Genomic DNA, 19,135 nt, shown 5'->3' on the forward strand with positions numbered 1-19,135 from the left:
ACGAGAATTCAAAATTTAAGGTGCACTTGTTGCATCTTATTTCTTTTTACTTTGCTTAAAGGAAAACAACATGAGCAAGTTTGCTATCGTATTTCCAGGTCAAGGTTCTCAAGCTGTAGGTATGCTTGCAGAACTAGGCGAACAATATGACGTAGTAAAACAAACATTTGCAGAAGCATCTGACGCACTAGGTTACGATCTATGGGCGCTTGTTCAAAATGGACCTGCAGAAGATTTAAACGAGACTTTCCGCACTCAACCAGCTTTGCTAGCTTCATCTGTTGCAATCTGGCGTGTATGGCAGGAGCTCGGTTTAGAGCAACCAGCAAACCTAGCCGGTCACAGCCTAGGTGAGTACTCAGCACTTGTATGTGCGGGTGTGATTGACTTTAAAGAAGCAATCAAGCTGGTTGAATTACGCGGTAAGCTAATGCAAGAGGCGGTACCAGCAGGTACTGGCGCTATGTACGCGATTATCGGTTTGGCTGATGATGCGATTGCAAAAGCGTGTGAAGACGCAGCGCAAGGTGAAGTGGTCTCTCCAGTAAACTTTAACTCGCCTGGTCAGGTAGTTATCGCGGGTAGCAAAGACGCAGTAGAGCGTGCGGGAGCGCTATGTAAAGAAGCTGGTGCGAAACGTGCGCTTCCTCTTCCTGTTTCAGTTCCATCACACTGTGCGCTTATGAAGCCAGCAGCGGAAAAACTTGCAGTAGCTCTTGAGTCTATCGAATTTAACTCACCACAGCTTCCAGTTATCAACAACGTTGATGTGGTCGCTGAGACAGATCCTGCAAAAATCAAAGATGCGCTTGTTCGTCAGCTACATAGCCCAGTTCGCTGGACTGAAACAGTCGAGCTTATGCACGAGCAAGGGGTAGAACAGCTTCTTGAGCTTGGTCCTGGTAAGGTTTTAACAGGTCTAACAAAACGTATCGTGAAAACGCTAACTGCAGCAGCAGTGAATGATGTTGCGTCGCTAGACGCGGCGAAGTAATCCATCAAGCGATAAAACTTGCGATAAGAAAAGGAAACACAACATGATGAATCTAGAAGGTAAGATCGCGCTAGTTACCGGCGCAAGCCGTGGTATTGGCCGCGCGATCGCGGAACTTCTTGTAGAGCGCGGTGCGACGGTTATCGGTACGGCTACTTCTGAAAGTGGCGCTGCAGCTATCAGCGAGTATCTTGGTGATAACGGTAAAGGCCTAGCTCTTAACGTGACCGATGTCGAGTCTATCGAAGCGACACTAAAAACGATCAACGAAGAATTTGGTGTGATCGATATTCTGGTGAATAACGCTGGTATTACTCGTGACAACCTATTGATGCGTATGAAAGATGATGAGTGGAACGACATCATCGATACCAACCTAACGCCTATCTACCGCATGTCTAAAGCGGTTTTACGCGGCATGATGAAAAAACGTGCGGGTCGTATCATCAACGTAGGCTCTGTTGTTGGTACCATGGGTAACGCAGGTCAAACTAACTACGCAGCAGCGAAAGCGGGCGTGATTGGTTTTACTAAATCAATGGCTCGTGAAGTTGCGTCTCGTGGTGTAACAGTGAACACTGTTGCCCCTGGTTTCATCGAAACTGACATGACAAAGGCACTAAATGATGAGCAACGTGCGGCAACGTTGTCGAACGTGCCAGCTGGTCGTTTAGGTGACCCACGTGAAATTGCATCAGCAGTAGTTTTCCTTGCTTCTCCTGAAGCAGCGTACATTACTGGTGAAACTTTGCATGTAAATGGTGGCATGTACATGGTTTAATGAGACAGTTTGTGCAAAATAAGCTATTTTACATTGTGAAAAATAGCCTATAGTTGCAGTTAACTGTCATGAACTTGTCATGCTTATGCGCAAGATTTGTGCATGATTTAAGTCAAAAATGTATTGAAATTCGGTTAAATTCGCTAATTTTGTGGTTTGACCAGCAAGGACCCCCTTGCAACTTTCAATAGTTCGAATAAACTACGGAATCATCGCATTAGGCGAAATCTGTAAAGGAAAAGAAAAATGAGCAACATCGAAGAACGCGTAAAGAAAATCATTGTTGAACAGCTAGGTGTAGACGAAGCAGAAGTTAAAAACGAAGCTTCTTTCGTTGACGATCTAGGTGCTGATTCTCTAGACACTGTAGAACTAGTTATGGCTCTAGAAGAGGAATTCGACACTGAGATTCCTGACGAAGAAGCTGAGAAGATCACTACTGTTCAAGCTGCAATCGACTACGTAAACAGCGCTCAGTAATTAGCTCTCCCAGGCGGTCTCCTAGACCGCCTGTGTTCTTTCTAACTTCTTCTATCCTCTCATAGAAATATTCAATTCCCGGAGAATTATATCGTGTCCAAGCGTCGTGTAGTTGTCACTGGCATGGGTATGTTGTCACCGGTAGGCAACACAGTAGAATCATCTTGGAAAGCCCTGCTAGAAGGTCAAAGTGGTATCGTGAATATCGAGCACTTTGATGCTACGAACTTCTCAACTCGTTTTGCAGGTCTTGTTAAAGATTTCGATTGCACAGAGTACATGTCTAAAAAAGATGCTCGTAAGATGGATCTTTTCATCCAGTACGGCATTGCAGCGGGTATTCAAGCTCTTGATAACTCTGGCTTACAAATTACCGAAGAAAATGCGGCTCGAGTTGGTGTTGCTATCGGCTCAGGCATTGGCGGTCTAGATCTGATTGAAACAGGTCACACTGCATTAGTAGAAAAAGGCCCTCGCAAAGTTAGCCCATTTTTTGTTCCTTCGACCATCGTAAATATGGTTGCAGGTAACCTATCTATCATGCGTGGTCTTCGTGGTCCAAATATCGCGATTTCTACAGCATGTACTACTGGCCTACATAACATCGGTCATGCTGCACGAATGATTGCGTACGGCGATGCAGATGCGATGGTTGCTGGTGGCGCAGAAAAAGCGTCTACGCCTCTTGGCATGGCTGGCTTCGGTGCAGCTAAAGCGCTATCTACTCGTAATGACGAACCTCAAAAAGCGTCTCGTCCATGGGATAAAGGCCGTGATGGCTTTGTTCTAGGTGATGGTGCTGGCATGATGGTGCTTGAAGAGTACGAACACGCGAAAGCACGTGGCGCGAAGATTTACGCAGAACTGGTTGGTTTTGGTATGTCTGGCGATGCTTACCACATGACTTCTCCAAGCGAAGATGGCTCGGGTGGTGCACTTGCGATGGAAGCGGCAATGCGTGACGCCAACATCACAGGCACCCAAGTAGGTTATGTGAATGCTCACGGTACATCTACTCCTGCTGGTGACGTTGCAGAAATCAAGGGCGTGAAACGTGCTCTTGGTGAAGAAGGTGCGAAGCAAGTACTTGTATCATCAACTAAGTCTATGACTGGTCACCTATTAGGTGCAGCAGGCTCTGTTGAAGCAATTATCACGGTTATGTCTTTGGTTGACCAAATCGTTCCACCAACGATTAACCTTGATGATCCAGAAGAAGGTCTAGACATCGACCTTGTGCCACACACTGCGCGCAAAGTTGAAGGTATGGAATACGCTATCTGTAACTCGTTTGGCTTTGGTGGTACAAACGGTTCTTTGATCTTCAAAAAGTTCGCTGAGTAACACTATCTAACCTTATTTAGATAAGCGAAACTTGTATTCTAACGGCTCGATGCTTAGCATTGAGCCGTTTTGTTTTATTTGTTGTCTGCTAATTTGAAGGTACGAGAATGTTTTGGGTAAATGGAGTTCCACAAACGCATGTAGAACTGGGTGATCGCTCATTCCAATACGGCGATGGAGGTTTTACCACCATCCTGACCCAAAACGGAGAGTTGGTTTACTGGCAAGAACACATTGAGCGTATGAAGTCCTGCCTTGACGTATTGAAGATCTCTTCCCCTGACTGGCAAGTTGTGCGTGATTGGGCAAGCAAAGCGGCTTTATCTGACGCACAAGCTGGGGTGAAAATTCACGTTAGCCGTGGTATTGGTGGGCGAGGGTATAGTCCTAATGGGATTGAAGGCCCTATCGTGACTATCTCCAATTTTGCGTTCCCTTCTCATTACTCTTCTTGGCAAGAAAAAGGCGTGGATTTGGGCGTTTGTGAGACTCGTCTCGGGATTCAACCTTTACTTGCTGGACACAAGCACAACAACCGTTTAGAGCAGATTCTCGCCAAGGCTGAAATCGACGATACCGAGTTTGCAGATGCAATAACGTTAAATGTGCAAAACCATGTCATTGAAACTACAATGGCCAACCTTTTTTGGGTTAAAGGTAATAAAGTATTTACACCGGATCTCACCTTATCTGGCGTTGCGGGCGTAATGCGTCGTAAGGTGCTTGAGTTACTAAAAGTAAGTCATATTGAAGTCATCGAGGGGCGTTTTATACTTCCAGATTTGCTGAGCGCAGACGAAGCTTTCATGTGTAACTCAATATTAGGTGTCGCACCAATTCGCAGCATAGTGGCATCTAACTCTAAGACTATATTTCCGATAGGAAAATTGACTCAACGACTGCAAGGGAATTTAACTACGTGATTAAAAAACTGTTGGCTTTTGTTGTGCTGATCGCAGTGATAGGCGCAGCAGCTGTTTTTTATATAATTTCACAGGCTAAACAATACGTTGAAAGGCCTATTCTATTGGAACAACCTCAGCTGTTTACTGTAGAAAGTGGTACAAGCTTTCATCATGTCATGCGCGCCTTAGTTGAAGATGAGGTAATTGAAACATCGGAGTACATCCGTTTAATACCTCACTTATATCCAGAACTGTTGCAAGTGCGAGCGGGTACTTATCAACTAGAGCCTGGTATGTCGCTTTCGCAAGCATTGGAGCACCTGAATACCGGAAAAGAATACCAGTTTGCGATCACTTTTGTTGAAGGCAGCAGCTTTTCTGAGTGGGTAGAGCAATTGAAAAGTGCTCCTTATTTAGAGCATGACTTAACCGATCTCTCAGAAAAAGACATGGCAGCAAAGTTGGGTATTGAGCGAGAAAAGCTGGAAGGACTGTTTTTAGCAGAAACCTACCATTACACGGCGGGTGCAAGTGAAAGCCAGTTATTAAAACGAGCGCATCGAAAACTCAATAAAATACTGGATGCTAGCTGGGAAGCTCGTCAAGAAAAGCTGCCATTGCAAGACAAATATGAAGCCTTGATTCTGGCGTCTATCATCGAGAAAGAGACGGCCATTGACTCTGAGCGTGAGCGCGTCGCTTCTGTGTTTATCAACCGATTGAACAAACGCATGCGTTTACAAACGGATCCGACGGTTATTTATGGTATGGGTGATGCTTACGACGGAAATATTCGTAAGAAAGATTTGCGCACGCCGACACCATATAACACCTATACCATCAATGGCTTACCTCCAACCCCAATCGCGATGGCAGGTGAAGCCTCTATTGAAGCGGCTTTGAATCCAGAAAGCAGCAACTATTTATATTTCGTAGCAAGTGGAAAGGGCGGACACGTATTTTCGAAATCCCTTGCAGAGCACAATCGTGCTGTTCGAGCCTATTTAAGAGAACTAAGAAAGAACAAATGATGAAAGCAAACTTTATTGTCGTTGAAGGCCTAGAAGGCGCGGGTAAAAGCACTGCGATTAAAACCGTTTTAGATACGCTAAAAGCGGCAGGTATTGAAAATATCGTAAATACTCGTGAGCCAGGAGGCACGCCGCTAGCAGAAAAGATGCGCGCTCTGGTGAAAGAAGAGCATGAAGGCGAAGAACTTAAAGACATGACGGAGTTGCTTCTTCTATATGCTGCACGTGTCCAGTTGGTTGAGAACGTGATCAAACCAGCTTTGGCGAACGGTCAGTGGGTGGTGGGTGACCGCCACGATATGTCGTCGCAGGCTTATCAAGGTGGTGGTCGTCAAATTGACGCGTCGCTAATGAAAAACCTTCGAGACACAACGCTTGGTGATTTTAAACCTGCTTTCACTCTCTATATGGATATCGACCCTCGCGTTGGGCTTGAGCGTGCGCGTGGACGTGGTGATCTCGATCGTATCGAGAAGATGGATATCAGCTTCTTTGAACGTACACGAGAGCGTTATTTGGAAATTGCTCATGCTGATCCTTCTATCATTATCATTAACGCTGAGCAGGCGATCGAAGACGTGTCGCGTGATATTCGGGACGCTCTTAACGAGTGGTTAGCTCGTCAATAATAAGTGAAACTTAAATTTAGGTGACTCATGTTAAATGATTATCCATGGTTGCAGCCAGTATGGGATAACCTCAAAGTAGGGCTAGAGTCGGACAGAATACCAGGTGCGCTTTTATTGCAAAGCGAGCAAGGCTTAGGCATCGAAAAACTTATCGAGTTTTTTAGCCAAGCACTTCTTTGCCAAAATTACGCCAGTGAAGCGTGCGGTTTTTGTCATAGCTGTCAATTAAATCAATCACAAAACCATCCAGATTTACACTGGATCAAACCAGAAAAAGAAGGAAAAGCGATAACGGTGGACCAAGTTCGAGCTTGCAACCGTCTTGCTCAGGAATCATCACAGCTTAATGGTTATCGCCTATTTGTTATAGAGCCAGCGGACTCTATGAATGAATCGGCATCGAATGCATTGTTAAAAACGCTAGAAGAGCCCGGGGCAAAGTGCTTGTTTTTGCTCGTTACCCACAATCAGGAGCGCCTGCTTCCAACGATTCGTAGCCGTTGCCAACACTGGGTTGTTGCGCCGCCGTCAACGGAACAAGCGATGCAATGGATGCGCGAACAAGGGGCGCAGCAAGTTCCTGCTTACGCCCTAAAACTGAATATGGGCTCTCCGATAAAAACATTGGATGCGTTAAATAATGGCGATCTCGATGCTTACTTGGCTTTTGAGCGCACTTTTATTAAGGCGATGTCTTCTTCTACCTCAGACATTTCTGAGTGTGCTTCTTTAATGGCTAAACACTCGGAACAATCACTAGACTGGGCGTGGTATTTACTGACAGATGCTCAGAAAGCGCAGTTTGGTGTATCAGAAGCACAAATGCTTCCTGGCGCTATAAAGTTTCAGCCGAACAACTACAACGGTTTGTACTCATCAGCGAAGGCGCTGATGGACCTCAAAGCTCAGGTGCAAGCCTTTCCTGGTCTAAACCTTGAGCTACTATCAATGAACTGGTTAATTGAATCACGAGAGGCATTATGTTCGTAGATTCTCATTGTCATTTAGACAAATTGAATTACGACGATCTCCACATTAATGTGGAAGACGTTATTAACAAAGCTAAACAAGCAAAGGTAACCGAGCTGCTTTCTGTGGGAGTCACGCTGGATTCTTTCCCTAAAATGATGGAAATGATTGAGCCTTATGAGAATGTTTATGCTTCGTGCGGTGTACACCCACTTGATGTTGAAAGCGACTTTTCGATGGACGTGCTACGTCACCACGCATCGAATGAAAAAGTCGTTGCCATTGGTGAAACAGGCTTGGATTATCATTACAAGCCAGAAACGGCAGCGTTACAGAAAGAGCGTTTTGAGCAACACGTTGATCTTGCGGTGGAGCTTAACAAACCTTTAATTATCCATACCAGAAACGCACGTGCGGATACTCTAGATATTTTGCGTAAGGGTGGGGCGGAGAAATGTGGTGGTGTTATCCACTGTTTTACAGAAGATCTTCCATTTGCTGAAGCTGCACTTGAGCTGGGGTTTTATATTTCTATCTCGGGGATTGTCACTTTCCGTCAAGCAACAGAGTTGAAAGAAGTCGTGAAGACTCTACCTTTAGAGAAGCTTCTCATTGAGACAGATTCTCCTTACTTGGCTCCAGTCCCTCACCGAGGTAAAGAGAATCAACCTGCTTATATTGTCGAGGTGGCTTCTTATATTGCGCAACTCAAATCGTGCTCTCTTTCTGAAGTGGCACAAAAAACCACCGAAAATTTCCGAAATCTTTTTTTGCGATGAAAAATCAATAAGAGCATAAAAAAGGAGCGCATGCTCCTTTTTTGTTGATAAAAACAACAGATATACTCATGAGTTTAATGTTTACTAAAAATGTTGATTTAATAACATTCAAAAATCACAAATGTAATTTTGTTACTAAAAATAACATTGGAGCGTATTTTATTTACGCCTTAAAATTAATTATATAAATAATAAACTCTTTATAAAACAGCAATATAACTTCAATGCAAACCTTTTCATCAACTGTTTTTGGGTGTGATCCAAGACTTGTTTTGAAACTAAATTTCGTAACTGTGTGGAAAGTTTGAGGGTCATCAATATATATTTAGAGCCGGAAAATATAATGCAGTTGTGGTTACATTTTCATTGGGTGCTAACCTTTAGGCTACGGGGGTGTGCCGTTAGTGCCCAAATAATACTTATAAATTTATCAGGAGCATAAACATGTTTAAGAACCTTTTTGCTAACCTGCAAAAAGTTGGTAAGGCGCTGATGCTTCCAGTATCAGTTTTACCAGTTGCAGGTATTTTATTAGGTGTGGGTGCTGCCCATCTAAGCTTTATTCCAGAGATCGTTTCTAATCTTATGGAACAAGCTGGTGGTTCAGTATTCGGCCAAATGGCACTTCTATTTGCAGTAGGTGTAGCTCTAGGCTTCACTAATAACGACGGTGTTGCTGGTCTTGCGGCAATCGTCGGTTACGGCATCATGACGGCAACGCTAGGTGTAATGGCGGGTGTTATGGGTGTTGAGAAAATCGATACAGGTGTACTAGGTGGTATCCTTGTCGGTGGTGTGGCTGCTTGGGCATTCAACCGTTTCTTCAAAATTCAACTTCCAGAGTATCTTGGCTTCTTCGCTGGTAAGCGTGCAGTGCCTATCATCACTGGTTTTGCAGCGATCATCCTTGGTGTTATCCTTTCTGTAATTTGGCCACCAATTGGCGGTGCAATCTCTGCATTCTCTGATTGGGCTGCGCACCAAAACCCACAACTAGCATTCGGTATCTACGGTGTTGTAGAGCGTTCTCTAATCCCATTCGGCCTACACCACGTATGGAACGTACCGTTCTTCTTCGAAGCAGGTTCTTGTGTTAACGCTGCTGGTGAAGCTCAAAACGGCGTACTAACTTGTTACCTAGTTGCTGATGAAGCATCTCGTGCTGCTGGTAATGGTTTCGGTCAGCTAGCGGGTGGTTACATGTTCAAGATGTTTGGTCTACCAGCTGCAGCAATCGCAATTGCTCACTGTGCTAAACCAGAAAACCGCGCGAAAGTAATGGGTATCATGGCGTCAGCTGCACTGACTTCATTCCTAACTGGTATTACTGAGCCTATCGAATTCTCATTCCTATTCGTTGCTCCACTACTATACGGTATCCACGCTCTACTAGCTGGTTCTGCATACATTGTTTCTAACACTCTAGGCTTTGTACACGGTACTTCTTTCTCTCACGGTCTGATCGACTTCCTAGTTCTATCTGGTAACGCTCAGAAGATGGGGCTAATGATTGCTGTTGGTCTAGTATACGCAGTGATTTACTACGTAGTGTTCCGTGGCGTAATCACAGCACTTGACCTAAAAACTCCTGGTCGTGAAGATGAAACAGAAAGTGCGGTAGCAACTTCTGGCTCTGACATGGGTGGTGAACTGGTTGCAGCGTTCGGTGGTAAAGCTAACATTACTGGTCTAGACGCATGTATCACTCGCCTACGTGTCGCGGTTGCAGATACAGCAGCTGTTGACCAAGACAAACTGAAACAACTTGGCGCTGCTGGTGTTGTAGTTGTTGCAGGTGGTGTACAGGCTATCTTCGGTACTAAGTCTGACAACCTAAAAACTGAAATGGATGAGTGGATCCGTAACCACGGCTAATCACTGTCATTCATAACAATGAATAAAAGGAGGCTTCGGCCTCCTTTTTTAGTTCCTCTTTCATTGCTAAAAGTGCTTTCTGAGTGTGATCCTAAACTCATCTTTACTTTTGCCAGTCTTTTCATACATCGCGCTTACTCATCGTTGACATATTGAAGCACCACTATGTTTGAATAGCGCATGATGTTTTTTAATAATTGATAACGTGTATGAAGAGCAAATTAATTTTATTAGCAGGACTAGTTTCTAGTACCGCAATGGCGGCAAATGAGCCAACGAACTTGTCTGTTGGTATGGCTGTCGATCAACAGTTGAGTGTTGTTGTTGAGTTAGATAATAAGTATCGCGGCATTATCGGTAACGATGGTATGGCGTTTGATTACATCGCTAAACGTGGAACATTCGATCAAAACATGCCAGTGACCTGGTATGTTGGCGTTGGTGGTTGGTATGAGTGGGATGATGAGTTTGGCGTGCGTGTACCTCTCGGTGTGAACTGGGATTTATCACGCGGCTGGGAGCTTTATGGTCAAATACACCCAGAGCTAGATCTTTACAAAGGTGCTGACTTACAACTTGGTGGTGCCGTTGGCATCAAATACAGTTTCTAGAATAAAAGAAACATAAAAAAACGCCGGTAAATACCGGCGTTTTTTGTTTGGAATGTAATACTGCTATTGTCTATCCATGGCTCGCTTGATACAAACGGCCGCGCCGCCCCAAGTGATACCTAAACCAATAACCATCATAATAATTGCGCTGATTGTCATTTCGCTGTCTCCTTGCGATTCACTGCGTTAATCACTAGACCAAAGATAAATAGTGCGGCGATAAGTGCCCAGCCTACAGTTAGATCATAACCACCGTAGCCTTCAGTAAATAAAGCATAAAGCTTAGTCGCTAAGATAATGGCGAGCATAATCGGTGTTACGAAGCGTAAACAGATCTCAAACCATTGACCAATAGAGAAATCAGAGCGCTCATTTACGTAATTACGCACTTCAGGCACGCGTTTCAATAGCCACGCCATCAATACAATCTCAACCAAGCCGCCAACCATGATGCCAACGTTGTTTGCAAAGTGGTCTACTAGATCGAGTAGCAGCAGACCGCCATTGGTAGCAAACGCCATAGAGACAACGAAGCCAATACCAATCACAACATTTGCAGCTTTTTTACGGCTCCACTTCAGCTTGTCGATAATGGCTGAAGTTACGGCTTCCATAATTGAAATATGCGAACTTAGACCAGCAACCACCAGTGCAAAGAAGAACAGGGGACCAAGAATATATGGGGCAGGTAGTAGGTTAATTGCCGCAGGTAAAGTAACAAAAGCCAAGCCAACGCCTGCAGATACCACCTCTGTTAACGGCTTACCTTGCTCTTGAGCCATGTAACCCAATACTGAGAAGATCATGATGCCGGCTAGGATCGAGAAGCCACAGTTGATCAACACGGTCATAAACGCGTTATTCGTGATGTCTGACTTTTCTGGCAGATAGCTAGAGTAAGCCAGCATGATCGCGAAGCCGATGCTTAGGGTAAAGAAGATCTGACCGTACGCAGCTGCCCATACTTTCACATCCCAAATTTTGCTGAAATCGGGTTCAAACATGTAGTTAACGCCATCCAAAGCTCCTGGCAAGAAAACCATACGTCCGATTAAAAAAATCACCATCAAGAATAGTATTGGCATCATGATTTTAGATGCACGCTCAATCCCTGATTTCACACCTTTGGCAATGGCGGTGTAAGTAATGGCCCAAGCAATCACCATAGATAAGGCAATCTTCCATTGAATACTGCCTAAGTCTGTTGGTGAGTTGTCACCTAGCTTTAGGTATTCACTAAAGAAAAATGCGTTGGTATCGGTTCCCCAACCTTGAGTGAACGACAACCCAAAGTAAGAAATTGACCAACCGATAACTGCAACATAGTAAACGGCGATAACTGCTGCAACACCAACTTGGAACCAGCCAAGCCATTCAAATTTAGAATGAATTTTCGCTAGCGTTTTTGGTGCTGAGCCTCGGTACTTTTGTCCCATACTGAACTCAAGGATCATAAATGGAATACCAGCCGTGATCATGGCGAAAATGTAAGGAATAAAAAATGCGCCGCCACCGTTTTCATAGGCCATGTATGGAAAACGCCAAATGTTTCCCAAACCGATAGCAGACCCGACTGCTGCTAAGATGAATCCCGCTCGGGATCCCCATTGTTCTCGCTTCATATTTGACTCCTATACGACTCCCTGAGGAATGAAGCTCTCTCCGTAACACAGTAATATTTGCGCAAACTGTTGGAAGAAAGGACCGCTGTTATCCATCAGCTTTTCTATCCTTAATTCTAGCTTATTATAATTTTCTAGAGCTATATTCTGGTTACTGTGAGAGAAAGTAGATTATTAATCTTAAAGCTTTGATGTGTGTTTGATAAAACTGAAATATTTATCTGTTTTCACTAATCAGACTAACTTCTAATAATACTTAGCGCAATAGAATCTAAATGTTAACTCAGATACGTTGTCTGGTTTTAATCTTGTTAAATTTGAGTTTGATTATGGTTTTGTGTGGGGGATTGGTTGGTTGTATGGAATAAATGACTAGAATCCAATAATCGACTTGGTGTTTAAAACTATTTTGATGAACTAGGGCGTACGGCTATCTTTTGCGCACCCCGCTAGAGAATGCTTCGTTACTTTTCTAAGCGATGATGTCTAAATGATATTCTCTATCTGCTTTGTGTAGGACTCGCCCAGCACTCTTTGTGGCGAGCCCTACGAAGTGAAGTGTACAAAAAATTAGAAACGGAAACTAAAACCAATATTTGATTGGAATTGGTTCATCCAATCGGTATCGAACTTAATGATGCAGTTTGAGCCGTCATTAGGTAGGGTGCAGGCTCCAGAGGTATCGTTATCAACGATCGTTCCTAACCATCTCAATTGGGCTGTCAACGCAAAGTTCTTTGAAAACTCATATTCCAGCCCTGCAAAAGCGCTAGCCGAAAATCCGTATTTTTTGTCTACCCAATCAACATCGGCGTAAGAGGCTCCCAAGCCAACACCAATATAGGTTTGCCAGTTTTCTGCAACAGGGTTGTACATGCTGCTTTGAAATTGCAGGTAATGGATGTCTGCCGAATTTGATAACTTTTCAAGTTCTGTTGATTGGTTGGAGTAAAATAATCCAATTCTTCCTTTCTCAAAAGGCGTCTCGATTGAAAGTGCGTAGTTCACTGCGGGATCGAGGTCGTATGTATTGCCACCTTCGTCTTCTACTTGACCGCCACCTGTATAGCCTATGAATGGAGTAACGATAATATTGGCTTGTGCACTTACCGCGGTGCTGAGCAGTATGCTTCCTACCAGCCAGCTGAGTTTTTGGTTCATGTCCTATCTCCTTATTATGACTAAGCTAATTGTGATGGGTTAGTCAAAATTGCGCGACTAAATTAAGCAAATCTTGAACATATTTCACACTGGTGTTATTAATTTGTTACATATTAAGGAGGTGTTTATGGAACACGATCTAAAATCCGCATTAATCATCGTGGTGACTGTTTTTGCAGTACTTTTGTCGTTTGGCATCATTGCGATTACAACGGCTTAAGATAACTACTTTTACCAAACGTTTTAACAAAATGGCGTGAGCCTATGATACGTAACAGCGGTATAATCACAGAAAGCCACACTGAGCTTGATGTCAAAGTTTATGAGCATTTCAGGCATGGGAAAACTGCTTTAGTCACGCAAGGTGGAGGGCAGAGAGGGATTTTTACCGCTGGCGTATTAGACGCATTTTTACTTTCCAACTTTGATCCTTTCGATGAATTCTACGGTACCTCTGCTGGGGCACTCAATTTATGCTCTTACTTATGTCGTCAACACGGTATGGGCAAAGCTTTTATTACCGAGCTGACAACGTCTCCTGAATTTTTTAATCTGTTTCGTTATATTCGAAAGCAGCAGTACTTGGGTTTAGAGTGGGCGTTAGAGCGGATTCAAGAGTTCCCTTACAAGCTTGATCTTGATTTAGGCCGCAGTGCACTAGGAGGACGAGGTGCGTTTGCAGCGGTAACAAATGTAGAGACGCTGTCGGATCAATATTTACCAATCTTGGGTGACACGTGGTTTAACACCATGTTAGCAACATGCGCGATTCCTAAGTTGTACCACGGACCTGTCGACGTTAATGGCAATAAGTTTGTTGATGGTGGTGTGTCGGCTTCTATCCCTGTTCAAGAAGCGTGGCGTCAGAATGCTCGCAACATTATTGTCATCCGAACAGAACCGTTCTCGGAGATTGAAGCAAGAGCGCAAAGTGAAGTAGGGGATGTGCCTGTCGAGTGGTATCGAGAGTCTATCAATTCGGTGCAGCAATCATGGCAGCAAAAAGTGAATCGATGGAAGTTGGATTGGGCTTCGTTCTTCCAACAAAAAATTAATGCCGCCCATCAGTCGAAGCTTGCCGGAAAAATGCTATTGAATGGAGGCCGTTGGTTGTTCGGTGCTGATAATTTGTATCGTTTAAGCCATTTAATCGGTGAGAATTTTGACTCAGGTTTAGCCGACATGCTGATGATTCATTATCAAACATTTGAGCTCACTCAGGCCTTTATATCTGCTCCACCTGACGATACTTTCATTTTACAAATCGCGCCTAAAGAGGGGCTTCGTTCTTCTTCTTTGTTAAGTGACCAAGAATCACTAGAGCATGATTATCAACTCGGACTTCAGGCGGGGTTTAATCTGGTTCAACTCTATGACCAACTGAATATTGAAATTGATGGCAGAGAGAGCGCATAACCTTTTGTATTAACGACATAAGCTAAATACAAAGTGAAGTGTAAATAAATGAGGCTCCGTTTTCGGAGCCTCATTCGTGTGCGTACCTAATCTCTGTGGTTAATAGGGTTAGGTATAAAGGTTATGCTTGCAGAATTCGCATGCAGTTGGTTGAACCAACGACATCCATTACATCGCCTTGAGTGATCATGACTAAATCACCCTTGTGCAAGAACCCTTGTTCTTTAAGGCTGGCAATCGCAGCTTGAGCTGTCGGTAAACCTGCATCACTTTTTGACTCGAAATATACCGGTGTCACGCCTCGGTATAGTGCAGCTCGATTGAGCGTGGATTCATTACGTGATAAGGCAAATATTGGTAAGCCAGAGCTTAAGCGAGACATCATCAACGCTGTTCTGCCAGATTCTGTTAACGAGATCATCGCTTTAATTCCTTCCATGTGATTCGCAGAGTACATGGTTGCCATTGCGATGGTTTCTTCAGCGGTTTCGAAGGTGCGATCTAAGCGATAAGTGGATAGGCTTGCCTCAGACATCTTTTCTGCGCCCACACATACCTCGGCCATGGATTTGACCGTTTCTACAGGGTATTTACCTGCTGCGGTCTCTCCAGACAGCATCACAGCGTCAGTGCCGTCTAGAACCGCATTGGCCACGTCCATCACTTCAGCACGCGTCGGCATCGGGCTAGTAATCATGGACTCCATCATTTGTGTCGCAGTAATTACGATGCGGTTTAAACTGCGTGCGCGGCGAATCAGTTTTTTCTGGACGCCAATAAGTTCAGGATCGCCGATTTCTACACCCAGATCGCCACGCGCAACCATCACCACATCGGATGCGAGAATAATATCGTCAATAGACTCATTAGTCGCGACGGTTTCTGCTCGTTCGACTTTAGCCACCAACATGGCTTCAAGGCCTGCATCTCTGGCTAGGCGTCGAGCGTAATGCATGTCTTCGCCGTTACGGGGGAACGAAATAGCAAGGTAGTCCACTTGAATTTCTGCGGCGGTAAGAATGTCGGCTTTATCTTTCTCTGTGAGCGCATCGGCTGACAATCCGCCGCCTTTTTTGTTGATCCCTTTATTATTAGATAGTGGACCACCAACAATCACACGGGTATGAACTTTATTGCCTTCGACGCTGGTGACTTGCAGTTGAACGCGTCCATCATCGAGTAACAGAATGTCGTTTGGTGAAACATCTTGCGGCAGTTCTTTATAATCTAGCCCTACGGACTCTTGGTTGCCTTCACTTTTTGGTAAATCACTGTCTAATGTGAATTTATCGCCCACATTTAACATGACTTGGCCATCTTTAAAGGTCGATACGCGGATTTTAGGGCCTTGCAAGTCGCCGAGGATAGCAACTTGACGCCCAAGCTTTGCCGCAATGGTACGGACTTTTTTGGCGCGTTGAATGTGGTCTTCACTGGTTCCATGTGAGAAATTCATACGGACAACGTTTGCACCGGCTTTGATGATCTCCTCAAGTACATTGTCCTTATCCGTTGAAGGACCAAGCGTGGTTACAATTTTTGTTCGTCTTAGTTTGGAAGTCATAGATTCTCCGATGAATGTATGTGTAAAGGTAACTTGAACTCTATCCTTACTTTCCTCAATCGCTCTCAAGGTCTGCCTCGTTGCTGAGCCCACACCTTAAAGCTGCTTGAGTATAAGTATATGCACAGAATGTTTACATTAAGAGTAATCCCGGTAAAACAGACAGATATTCCATAGGCTTCAGCTCCTATTGATGAGAATGCGCTGTTGTAACAGGAGTTGCTTCATAATTTAGTGAATAAAAATAAGTTATTTTTCAAACAATTTAACAGGAGTAGATTCTTCGTTATTTGATTGAATACACAAACAAACAGGTTTATACGTGATGCTTGTCACGGGGATTTATTAATTCACTTCACAATTAGTTCGCAAAGTAAAAAAATTGTCTCGTTATAGAATTTCGGAGTGCAAGATGTACATGGCTCAACCGGGCCATATTGATCATATCAAACAGGTCAATGCTGGTCGTGTATATAAACTAATTGACCTAAAAGGTCCTATTTCTCGAATTGATTTGTCCAAGCAGAGTGAGCTTGCTCCTGCCAGTATCACCAAAATCACTCGAGAATTAATTGAAGCGCACTTGATTCATGAAACCACAGTACAAGAAGCGACGAGTCGTGGTCGACCTGCCGTCGGTTTGCAGGTCAACAACGAAGGGTGGCAATTTCTGTCAATGCGTTTGGGGCGAGGTTATTTAACTATTGCTCTGCATGAGCTAGGTGGCGATGTGTTGATCGATACTAAAATCGAGATACACGAACGTGACCAAGACGATGTGCTTGAGCGTCTGCTCTACGAAATTGATGAATTCTTCCAAACTTACGCGGATCAACTTGACCGTGTTACCAGTATTGCAATTACGCTGCCTGGCCTTGTGAATTCAGAGCAAGGTGTCGTGCTGCAAATGCCTCATTACAACGTCGAAAATCTTGCTCTTGGACCAGAGATATACAAAGCAACAGGCTTGCCAGTTTTCATTGCCAATGACACGCGAGCTTGGGCATTAGCAGAAAAGCTTTTCGGCCATTCTCAAGACAATGACAACTCTGTTCTTATCTCTATTCACCATGGTTTAGGTGCCGGCATCATTCTGGATGGGCGCGTTTTGCAAGGCCGTCACGGTAACATTGGTGAGCTTGGACATATTCAAATCGACCCAAATGGAAAACGTTGTCATTGTGGCAACATTGGTTGTTTGGAAACCGTTGCCAGTTCTCAAGCGATTCGTGAAGAAGTCGTAAGAAGAATTGCTGATGGCGAAGACTCTATTCTTGCTGAACAAGAAGAAATGAGTATTGAGAGCATTTGTGAAGCGGCAGCGAACGGTGATCCGTTGGCAGTTGATGTGATTGAAAAGCTTGGACGCTACTTAGGTTCCGCAATTGCTATTGTGATCAACTTATTTAACCCTGAGAAGATCTTGATCGGTGGTGTGATTAACCAAGCAAAAGATGTACTTTATCCTGCGGTGCGTCGCTGTATCGAAGAGCAGAGTTTACCGGTTTATCACCAAGATCTTGAGCTGGTGGAATCTCGTTTCTATAAGCAAGCAACAATGCCTGGTGCCGCGTTGATCAAGCAAGCGTTGTACGATGGTCAGTTATTGATGAAGGTTGTGGAAGGCTAATTGCTTCAAACATGATGAAGTGCTTAGGTGTCGAGCCTATACATTTTTAGATGATTTAGGGTGAGGCTTAACAGCTCACCCTTTTTGATCGCCTATTACTAGAAGGTGAATTTGAGTTGTGCTGCATTGCTATATCTGCGCCATTCATGTAATTTCCTAAAAAGCTCAAGTAAATAAACCCAAATGGCTTTCAATGTGTAGAGTGACTTTGTGTCTGATACAAATAGAAGGGAAGTAATGCGCTGAAACCGTTGTACTTTCAAGCCATGCTCGAAAAACAAATATCTTAAGGTTATTTGGGTTTAGAACCTTGATGTGTCTGTATTGATTTCGAGTAAAAATAAGAATTATCCATAATTTAGGTAGTAGTATGTCCGGAGTGTTAAATACGGTTGACCAGCGTACGAACTTGGTTGGTGAAAACCGACTAGAGCTTCTGCTGTTCACTTTAAATAGTCGCCAATTGTTTGCGATTAATGTGTTCAAAGTGAAAGAGGTCATCAAGCTGCCACCGTTAACCAAGCTTCCTGGCTCACACTACAACATTCGTGGGGTCGCTTCTTTACGAGGTGAAGCGGTGCCAGTGATTGATTTGCGTGGCGCAATAGGTTTCCCAGCTTTGCGTGGTGAAGCGGAAGAAGAAAATTTGATCGTGACAGAGTACAACCGTACGGTGCAGGGCTTCTTAGTCGGTCCGGTTAAAAACATTATTAATACGGCATGGACTGAAATTCAGCCGCCTCCTTCCACGTCTGGTCGCTCGAATTACCTCACAGCTATCACGCAAATCAAAGAGGGGGATGCCTCTCAAATTGTCGAAATTATTGACGTTGAAAAAGTTTTAGCAGAGATCGTGCATTACGACGTCACGATTTCAGCGGACATTCTGGATCAAGAACTTGCCCAAGCAATGGTCGGGCGTAATGTTCTGATTGTGGATGATTCATCTACAGCTCGTAATCAAGTTCGCGATACGCTTTCTCAATTGGGTATGAATATCATCGAGTGTCGTGACGGACTAGAAGCGCTAACAGTTTTAAAGCGCTGGTGTGATGAAGGGAAAGACGTAGAAAAAGAGCTGTTGATGATGATTACGGATGCTGAAATGCCTGAAATGGACGGTTATAAACTGACTCATGAAGTGCGCCAAGATCCACGTATGTCTAAGTTGTTTATTACGTTGAACACTTCTCTGAGCGGCAGCTTTAATGAAGCCATGGTACAAAAAGTAGGTTGTGATCGTTTTATCTCTAAATTCCAACCAGATCTGTTGGTTGAAGTTGCTCAAGACCGATTACGCCAGATGCTTTCTAAAAGTGCATGATTAGATATAGTGAAATCAGA

Annotated in this window: 19 protein-coding genes; 15 read left to right on the forward strand and 4 right to left on the reverse strand. The window is 44.0% G+C overall.

Features of this window, described 5'->3' with window-relative positions; genetic code table 11:
- Positions 1-70 precede the first annotated feature (70 nt).
- From fabD to FKN16_RS13995, 11 genes are all read left to right on the forward strand, one after another.
- Entirely contained in the window at positions 71-994 is a 924-nt protein-coding gene (gene fabD / locus FKN16_RS13945; protein WP_012841591.1) for an ACP S-malonyltransferase, read from the forward strand.
- Positions 995-1,040: 46 nt separating this feature from the next.
- Positions 1,041-1,775, forward strand: coding sequence for a 3-oxoacyl-ACP reductase FabG (fabG, locus tag FKN16_RS13950; RefSeq protein WP_031780596.1), 735 nt, complete (start codon positions 1,041-1,043; stop codon positions 1,773-1,775).
- A gap of 246 nt (positions 1,776-2,021) precedes the next feature.
- Complete coding sequence (acpP, locus tag FKN16_RS13955; protein WP_004406112.1) at positions 2,022-2,255, forward strand: acyl carrier protein; 234 nt, start codon at positions 2,022-2,024, stop codon at positions 2,253-2,255.
- Between the two features lie 93 nt (positions 2,256-2,348).
- Entirely contained in the window at positions 2,349-3,599 is a 1,251-nt protein-coding gene (gene fabF, locus FKN16_RS13960) for a beta-ketoacyl-ACP synthase II (protein ID WP_005396984.1), read from the forward strand.
- A gap of 107 nt (positions 3,600-3,706) precedes the next feature.
- Positions 3,707-4,522 (forward strand): aminodeoxychorismate lyase, encoded by an 816-nt coding sequence (gene pabC, locus FKN16_RS13965; protein ID WP_170902938.1) that lies wholly within the window; start codon positions 3,707-3,709, stop codon positions 4,520-4,522.
- A complete protein-coding gene (gene mltG / locus FKN16_RS13970) occupies positions 4,519-5,535 on the forward strand; it encodes an endolytic transglycosylase MltG (protein ID WP_170902939.1) in 1,017 nt (338 codons plus the stop codon). Before pabC ends, mltG begins: the two co-directional genes overlap by 4 nt.
- On the forward strand, positions 5,532-6,164 hold the full coding sequence (tmk, locus tag FKN16_RS13975) for a dTMP kinase (protein WP_104974991.1): 633 nt from the start codon (positions 5,532-5,534) through the stop codon (positions 6,162-6,164). Before mltG ends, tmk begins: the two co-directional genes overlap by 4 nt.
- 27 nt (positions 6,165-6,191) lie before the next feature.
- On the forward strand, positions 6,192-7,154 hold the full coding sequence (locus FKN16_RS13980; RefSeq protein WP_170902940.1) for a DNA polymerase III subunit delta': 963 nt from the start codon (positions 6,192-6,194) through the stop codon (positions 7,152-7,154).
- Complete coding sequence (locus FKN16_RS13985) at positions 7,145-7,912, forward strand: YchF/TatD family DNA exonuclease (RefSeq protein ID WP_170902941.1); 768 nt, start codon at positions 7,145-7,147, stop codon at positions 7,910-7,912. The genes FKN16_RS13980 and FKN16_RS13985 overlap by 10 nt, the downstream gene beginning before the upstream one ends.
- Before the next feature lie 444 nt (positions 7,913-8,356).
- Positions 8,357-9,787, forward strand: a complete 1,431-nt coding sequence (gene ptsG, locus FKN16_RS13990; protein WP_139060568.1) for a PTS glucose transporter subunit IIBC — start codon at positions 8,357-8,359, stop codon at positions 9,785-9,787.
- A gap of 209 nt (positions 9,788-9,996) precedes the next feature.
- Positions 9,997-10,398: a hypothetical protein gene (locus FKN16_RS13995; RefSeq protein WP_170902942.1), complete on the forward strand. Its 402-nt coding sequence runs from the start codon at positions 9,997-9,999 to the stop codon at positions 10,396-10,398.
- Between the two features lie 63 nt (positions 10,399-10,461).
- Here the strand turns inward: FKN16_RS13995 and FKN16_RS14000 are convergent, their stop codons facing one another.
- The 3 genes from FKN16_RS14000 to FKN16_RS14010 form a co-directional block, all read right to left on the reverse strand.
- The gene (locus FKN16_RS14000; RefSeq protein WP_170902943.1) at positions 10,462-10,557 is read right to left on the reverse strand and encodes a MetS family NSS transporter small subunit; all 96 of its coding nucleotides are present in this window, start codon (positions 10,555-10,557) and stop codon (positions 10,462-10,464) included.
- A complete protein-coding gene (locus FKN16_RS14005) occupies positions 10,554-12,020 on the reverse strand; it encodes a sodium-dependent transporter (protein WP_139060569.1) in 1,467 nt (488 codons plus the stop codon). Before FKN16_RS14005 ends, FKN16_RS14000 begins: the two co-directional genes overlap by 4 nt.
- A 570-nt stretch (positions 12,021-12,590) precedes the next feature.
- Entirely contained in the window at positions 12,591-13,181 is a 591-nt protein-coding gene (locus tag FKN16_RS14010; protein WP_170902944.1) for an outer membrane beta-barrel protein, read from the reverse strand.
- Between the two features lie 127 nt (positions 13,182-13,308).
- On the opposite strand from FKN16_RS14010, the gene FKN16_RS14015 reads away from it, so the two are divergent.
- On the forward strand, positions 13,309-13,401 hold the full coding sequence (locus tag FKN16_RS14015; protein ID WP_005372970.1) for a YnhF family membrane protein: 93 nt from the start codon (positions 13,309-13,311) through the stop codon (positions 13,399-13,401).
- Between the two features lie 44 nt (positions 13,402-13,445).
- Positions 13,446-14,597, forward strand: coding sequence for a patatin-like phospholipase family protein (locus FKN16_RS14020; protein ID WP_170902945.1), 1,152 nt, complete (start codon positions 13,446-13,448; stop codon positions 14,595-14,597).
- A gap of 121 nt (positions 14,598-14,718) precedes the next feature.
- Here the strand turns inward: FKN16_RS14020 and pyk are convergent, their stop codons facing one another.
- Entirely contained in the window at positions 14,719-16,161 is a 1,443-nt protein-coding gene (gene pyk, locus FKN16_RS14025) for a pyruvate kinase (RefSeq protein ID WP_170902946.1), read from the reverse strand.
- Positions 16,162-16,573: 412 nt separating this feature from the next.
- Here pyk and FKN16_RS14030 point away from each other — a divergent pair, with 412 nt between their 5' ends.
- Positions 16,574-17,791, forward strand: coding sequence for an ROK family protein (locus tag FKN16_RS14030; RefSeq protein ID WP_005398213.1), 1,218 nt, complete (start codon positions 16,574-16,576; stop codon positions 17,789-17,791).
- A 370-nt stretch (positions 17,792-18,161) separates the two neighbouring features.
- Positions 18,162-19,115 carry a chemotaxis protein CheV gene (locus FKN16_RS14035; protein WP_005398212.1) on the forward strand — a complete coding sequence of 318 codons (954 nt, stop codon included), beginning with the start codon at positions 18,162-18,164 and terminating at the stop codon, positions 19,113-19,115.
- Positions 19,116-19,135 lie beyond the last annotated feature (20 nt).

The organism is Vibrio sp. 11-4(1) (genome assembly GCF_013048625.1).
Lineage (GTDB): Bacteria > Pseudomonadota > Gammaproteobacteria > Enterobacterales > Vibrionaceae > Vibrio > Vibrio diabolicus.

Excerpts from the sequence above, each read along its gene's own strand:
- fabD (WP_012841591.1), top strand. The coding sequence starts at position 71 with ATGAGCAAGTTTGCTATCGTATTTCCAGGTCAAGGTTCTCAAGCTGTA.
- fabG (WP_031780596.1), top strand. The coding sequence starts at position 1,041 with ATGAATCTAGAAGGTAAGATCGCGCTAGTTACCGGCGCAAGCCGTGGT.
- acpP (WP_004406112.1), top strand. The coding sequence starts at position 2,022 with ATGAGCAACATCGAAGAACGCGTAAAGAAAATCATTGTTGAACAGCTA.
- pabC (WP_170902938.1), top strand. The coding sequence starts at position 3,707 with ATGTTTTGGGTAAATGGAGTTCCACAAACGCATGTAGAACTGGGTGAT.
- tmk (WP_104974991.1), top strand. The coding sequence starts at position 5,532 with ATGATGAAAGCAAACTTTATTGTCGTTGAAGGCCTAGAAGGCGCGGGT.
- FKN16_RS13980 (WP_170902940.1), top strand. The coding sequence starts at position 6,192 with ATGTTAAATGATTATCCATGGTTGCAGCCAGTATGGGATAACCTCAAA.
- FKN16_RS13985 (WP_170902941.1), top strand. The coding sequence starts at position 7,145 with ATGTTCGTAGATTCTCATTGTCATTTAGACAAATTGAATTACGACGAT.
- ptsG (WP_139060568.1), top strand. The coding sequence starts at position 8,357 with ATGTTTAAGAACCTTTTTGCTAACCTGCAAAAAGTTGGTAAGGCGCTG.
- FKN16_RS13995 (WP_170902942.1), top strand. The coding sequence starts at position 9,997 with ATGAAGAGCAAATTAATTTTATTAGCAGGACTAGTTTCTAGTACCGCA.
- FKN16_RS14000 (WP_170902943.1), bottom strand. The coding sequence starts at position 10,557 with ATGACAATCAGCGCAATTATTATGATGGTTATTGGTTTAGGTATCACT.
- FKN16_RS14005 (WP_139060569.1), bottom strand. The coding sequence starts at position 12,020 with ATGAAGCGAGAACAATGGGGATCCCGAGCGGGATTCATCTTAGCAGCA.
- FKN16_RS14010 (WP_170902944.1), bottom strand. The coding sequence starts at position 13,181 with ATGAACCAAAAACTCAGCTGGCTGGTAGGAAGCATACTGCTCAGCACC.
- FKN16_RS14015 (WP_005372970.1), top strand. The coding sequence starts at position 13,309 with ATGGAACACGATCTAAAATCCGCATTAATCATCGTGGTGACTGTTTTT.
- FKN16_RS14020 (WP_170902945.1), top strand. The coding sequence starts at position 13,446 with ATGATACGTAACAGCGGTATAATCACAGAAAGCCACACTGAGCTTGAT.
- pyk (WP_170902946.1), bottom strand. The coding sequence starts at position 16,161 with ATGACTTCCAAACTAAGACGAACAAAAATTGTAACCACGCTTGGTCCT.
- FKN16_RS14030 (WP_005398213.1), top strand. The coding sequence starts at position 16,574 with ATGTACATGGCTCAACCGGGCCATATTGATCATATCAAACAGGTCAAT.
- FKN16_RS14035 (WP_005398212.1), top strand. The coding sequence starts at position 18,162 with ATGTCCGGAGTGTTAAATACGGTTGACCAGCGTACGAACTTGGTTGGT.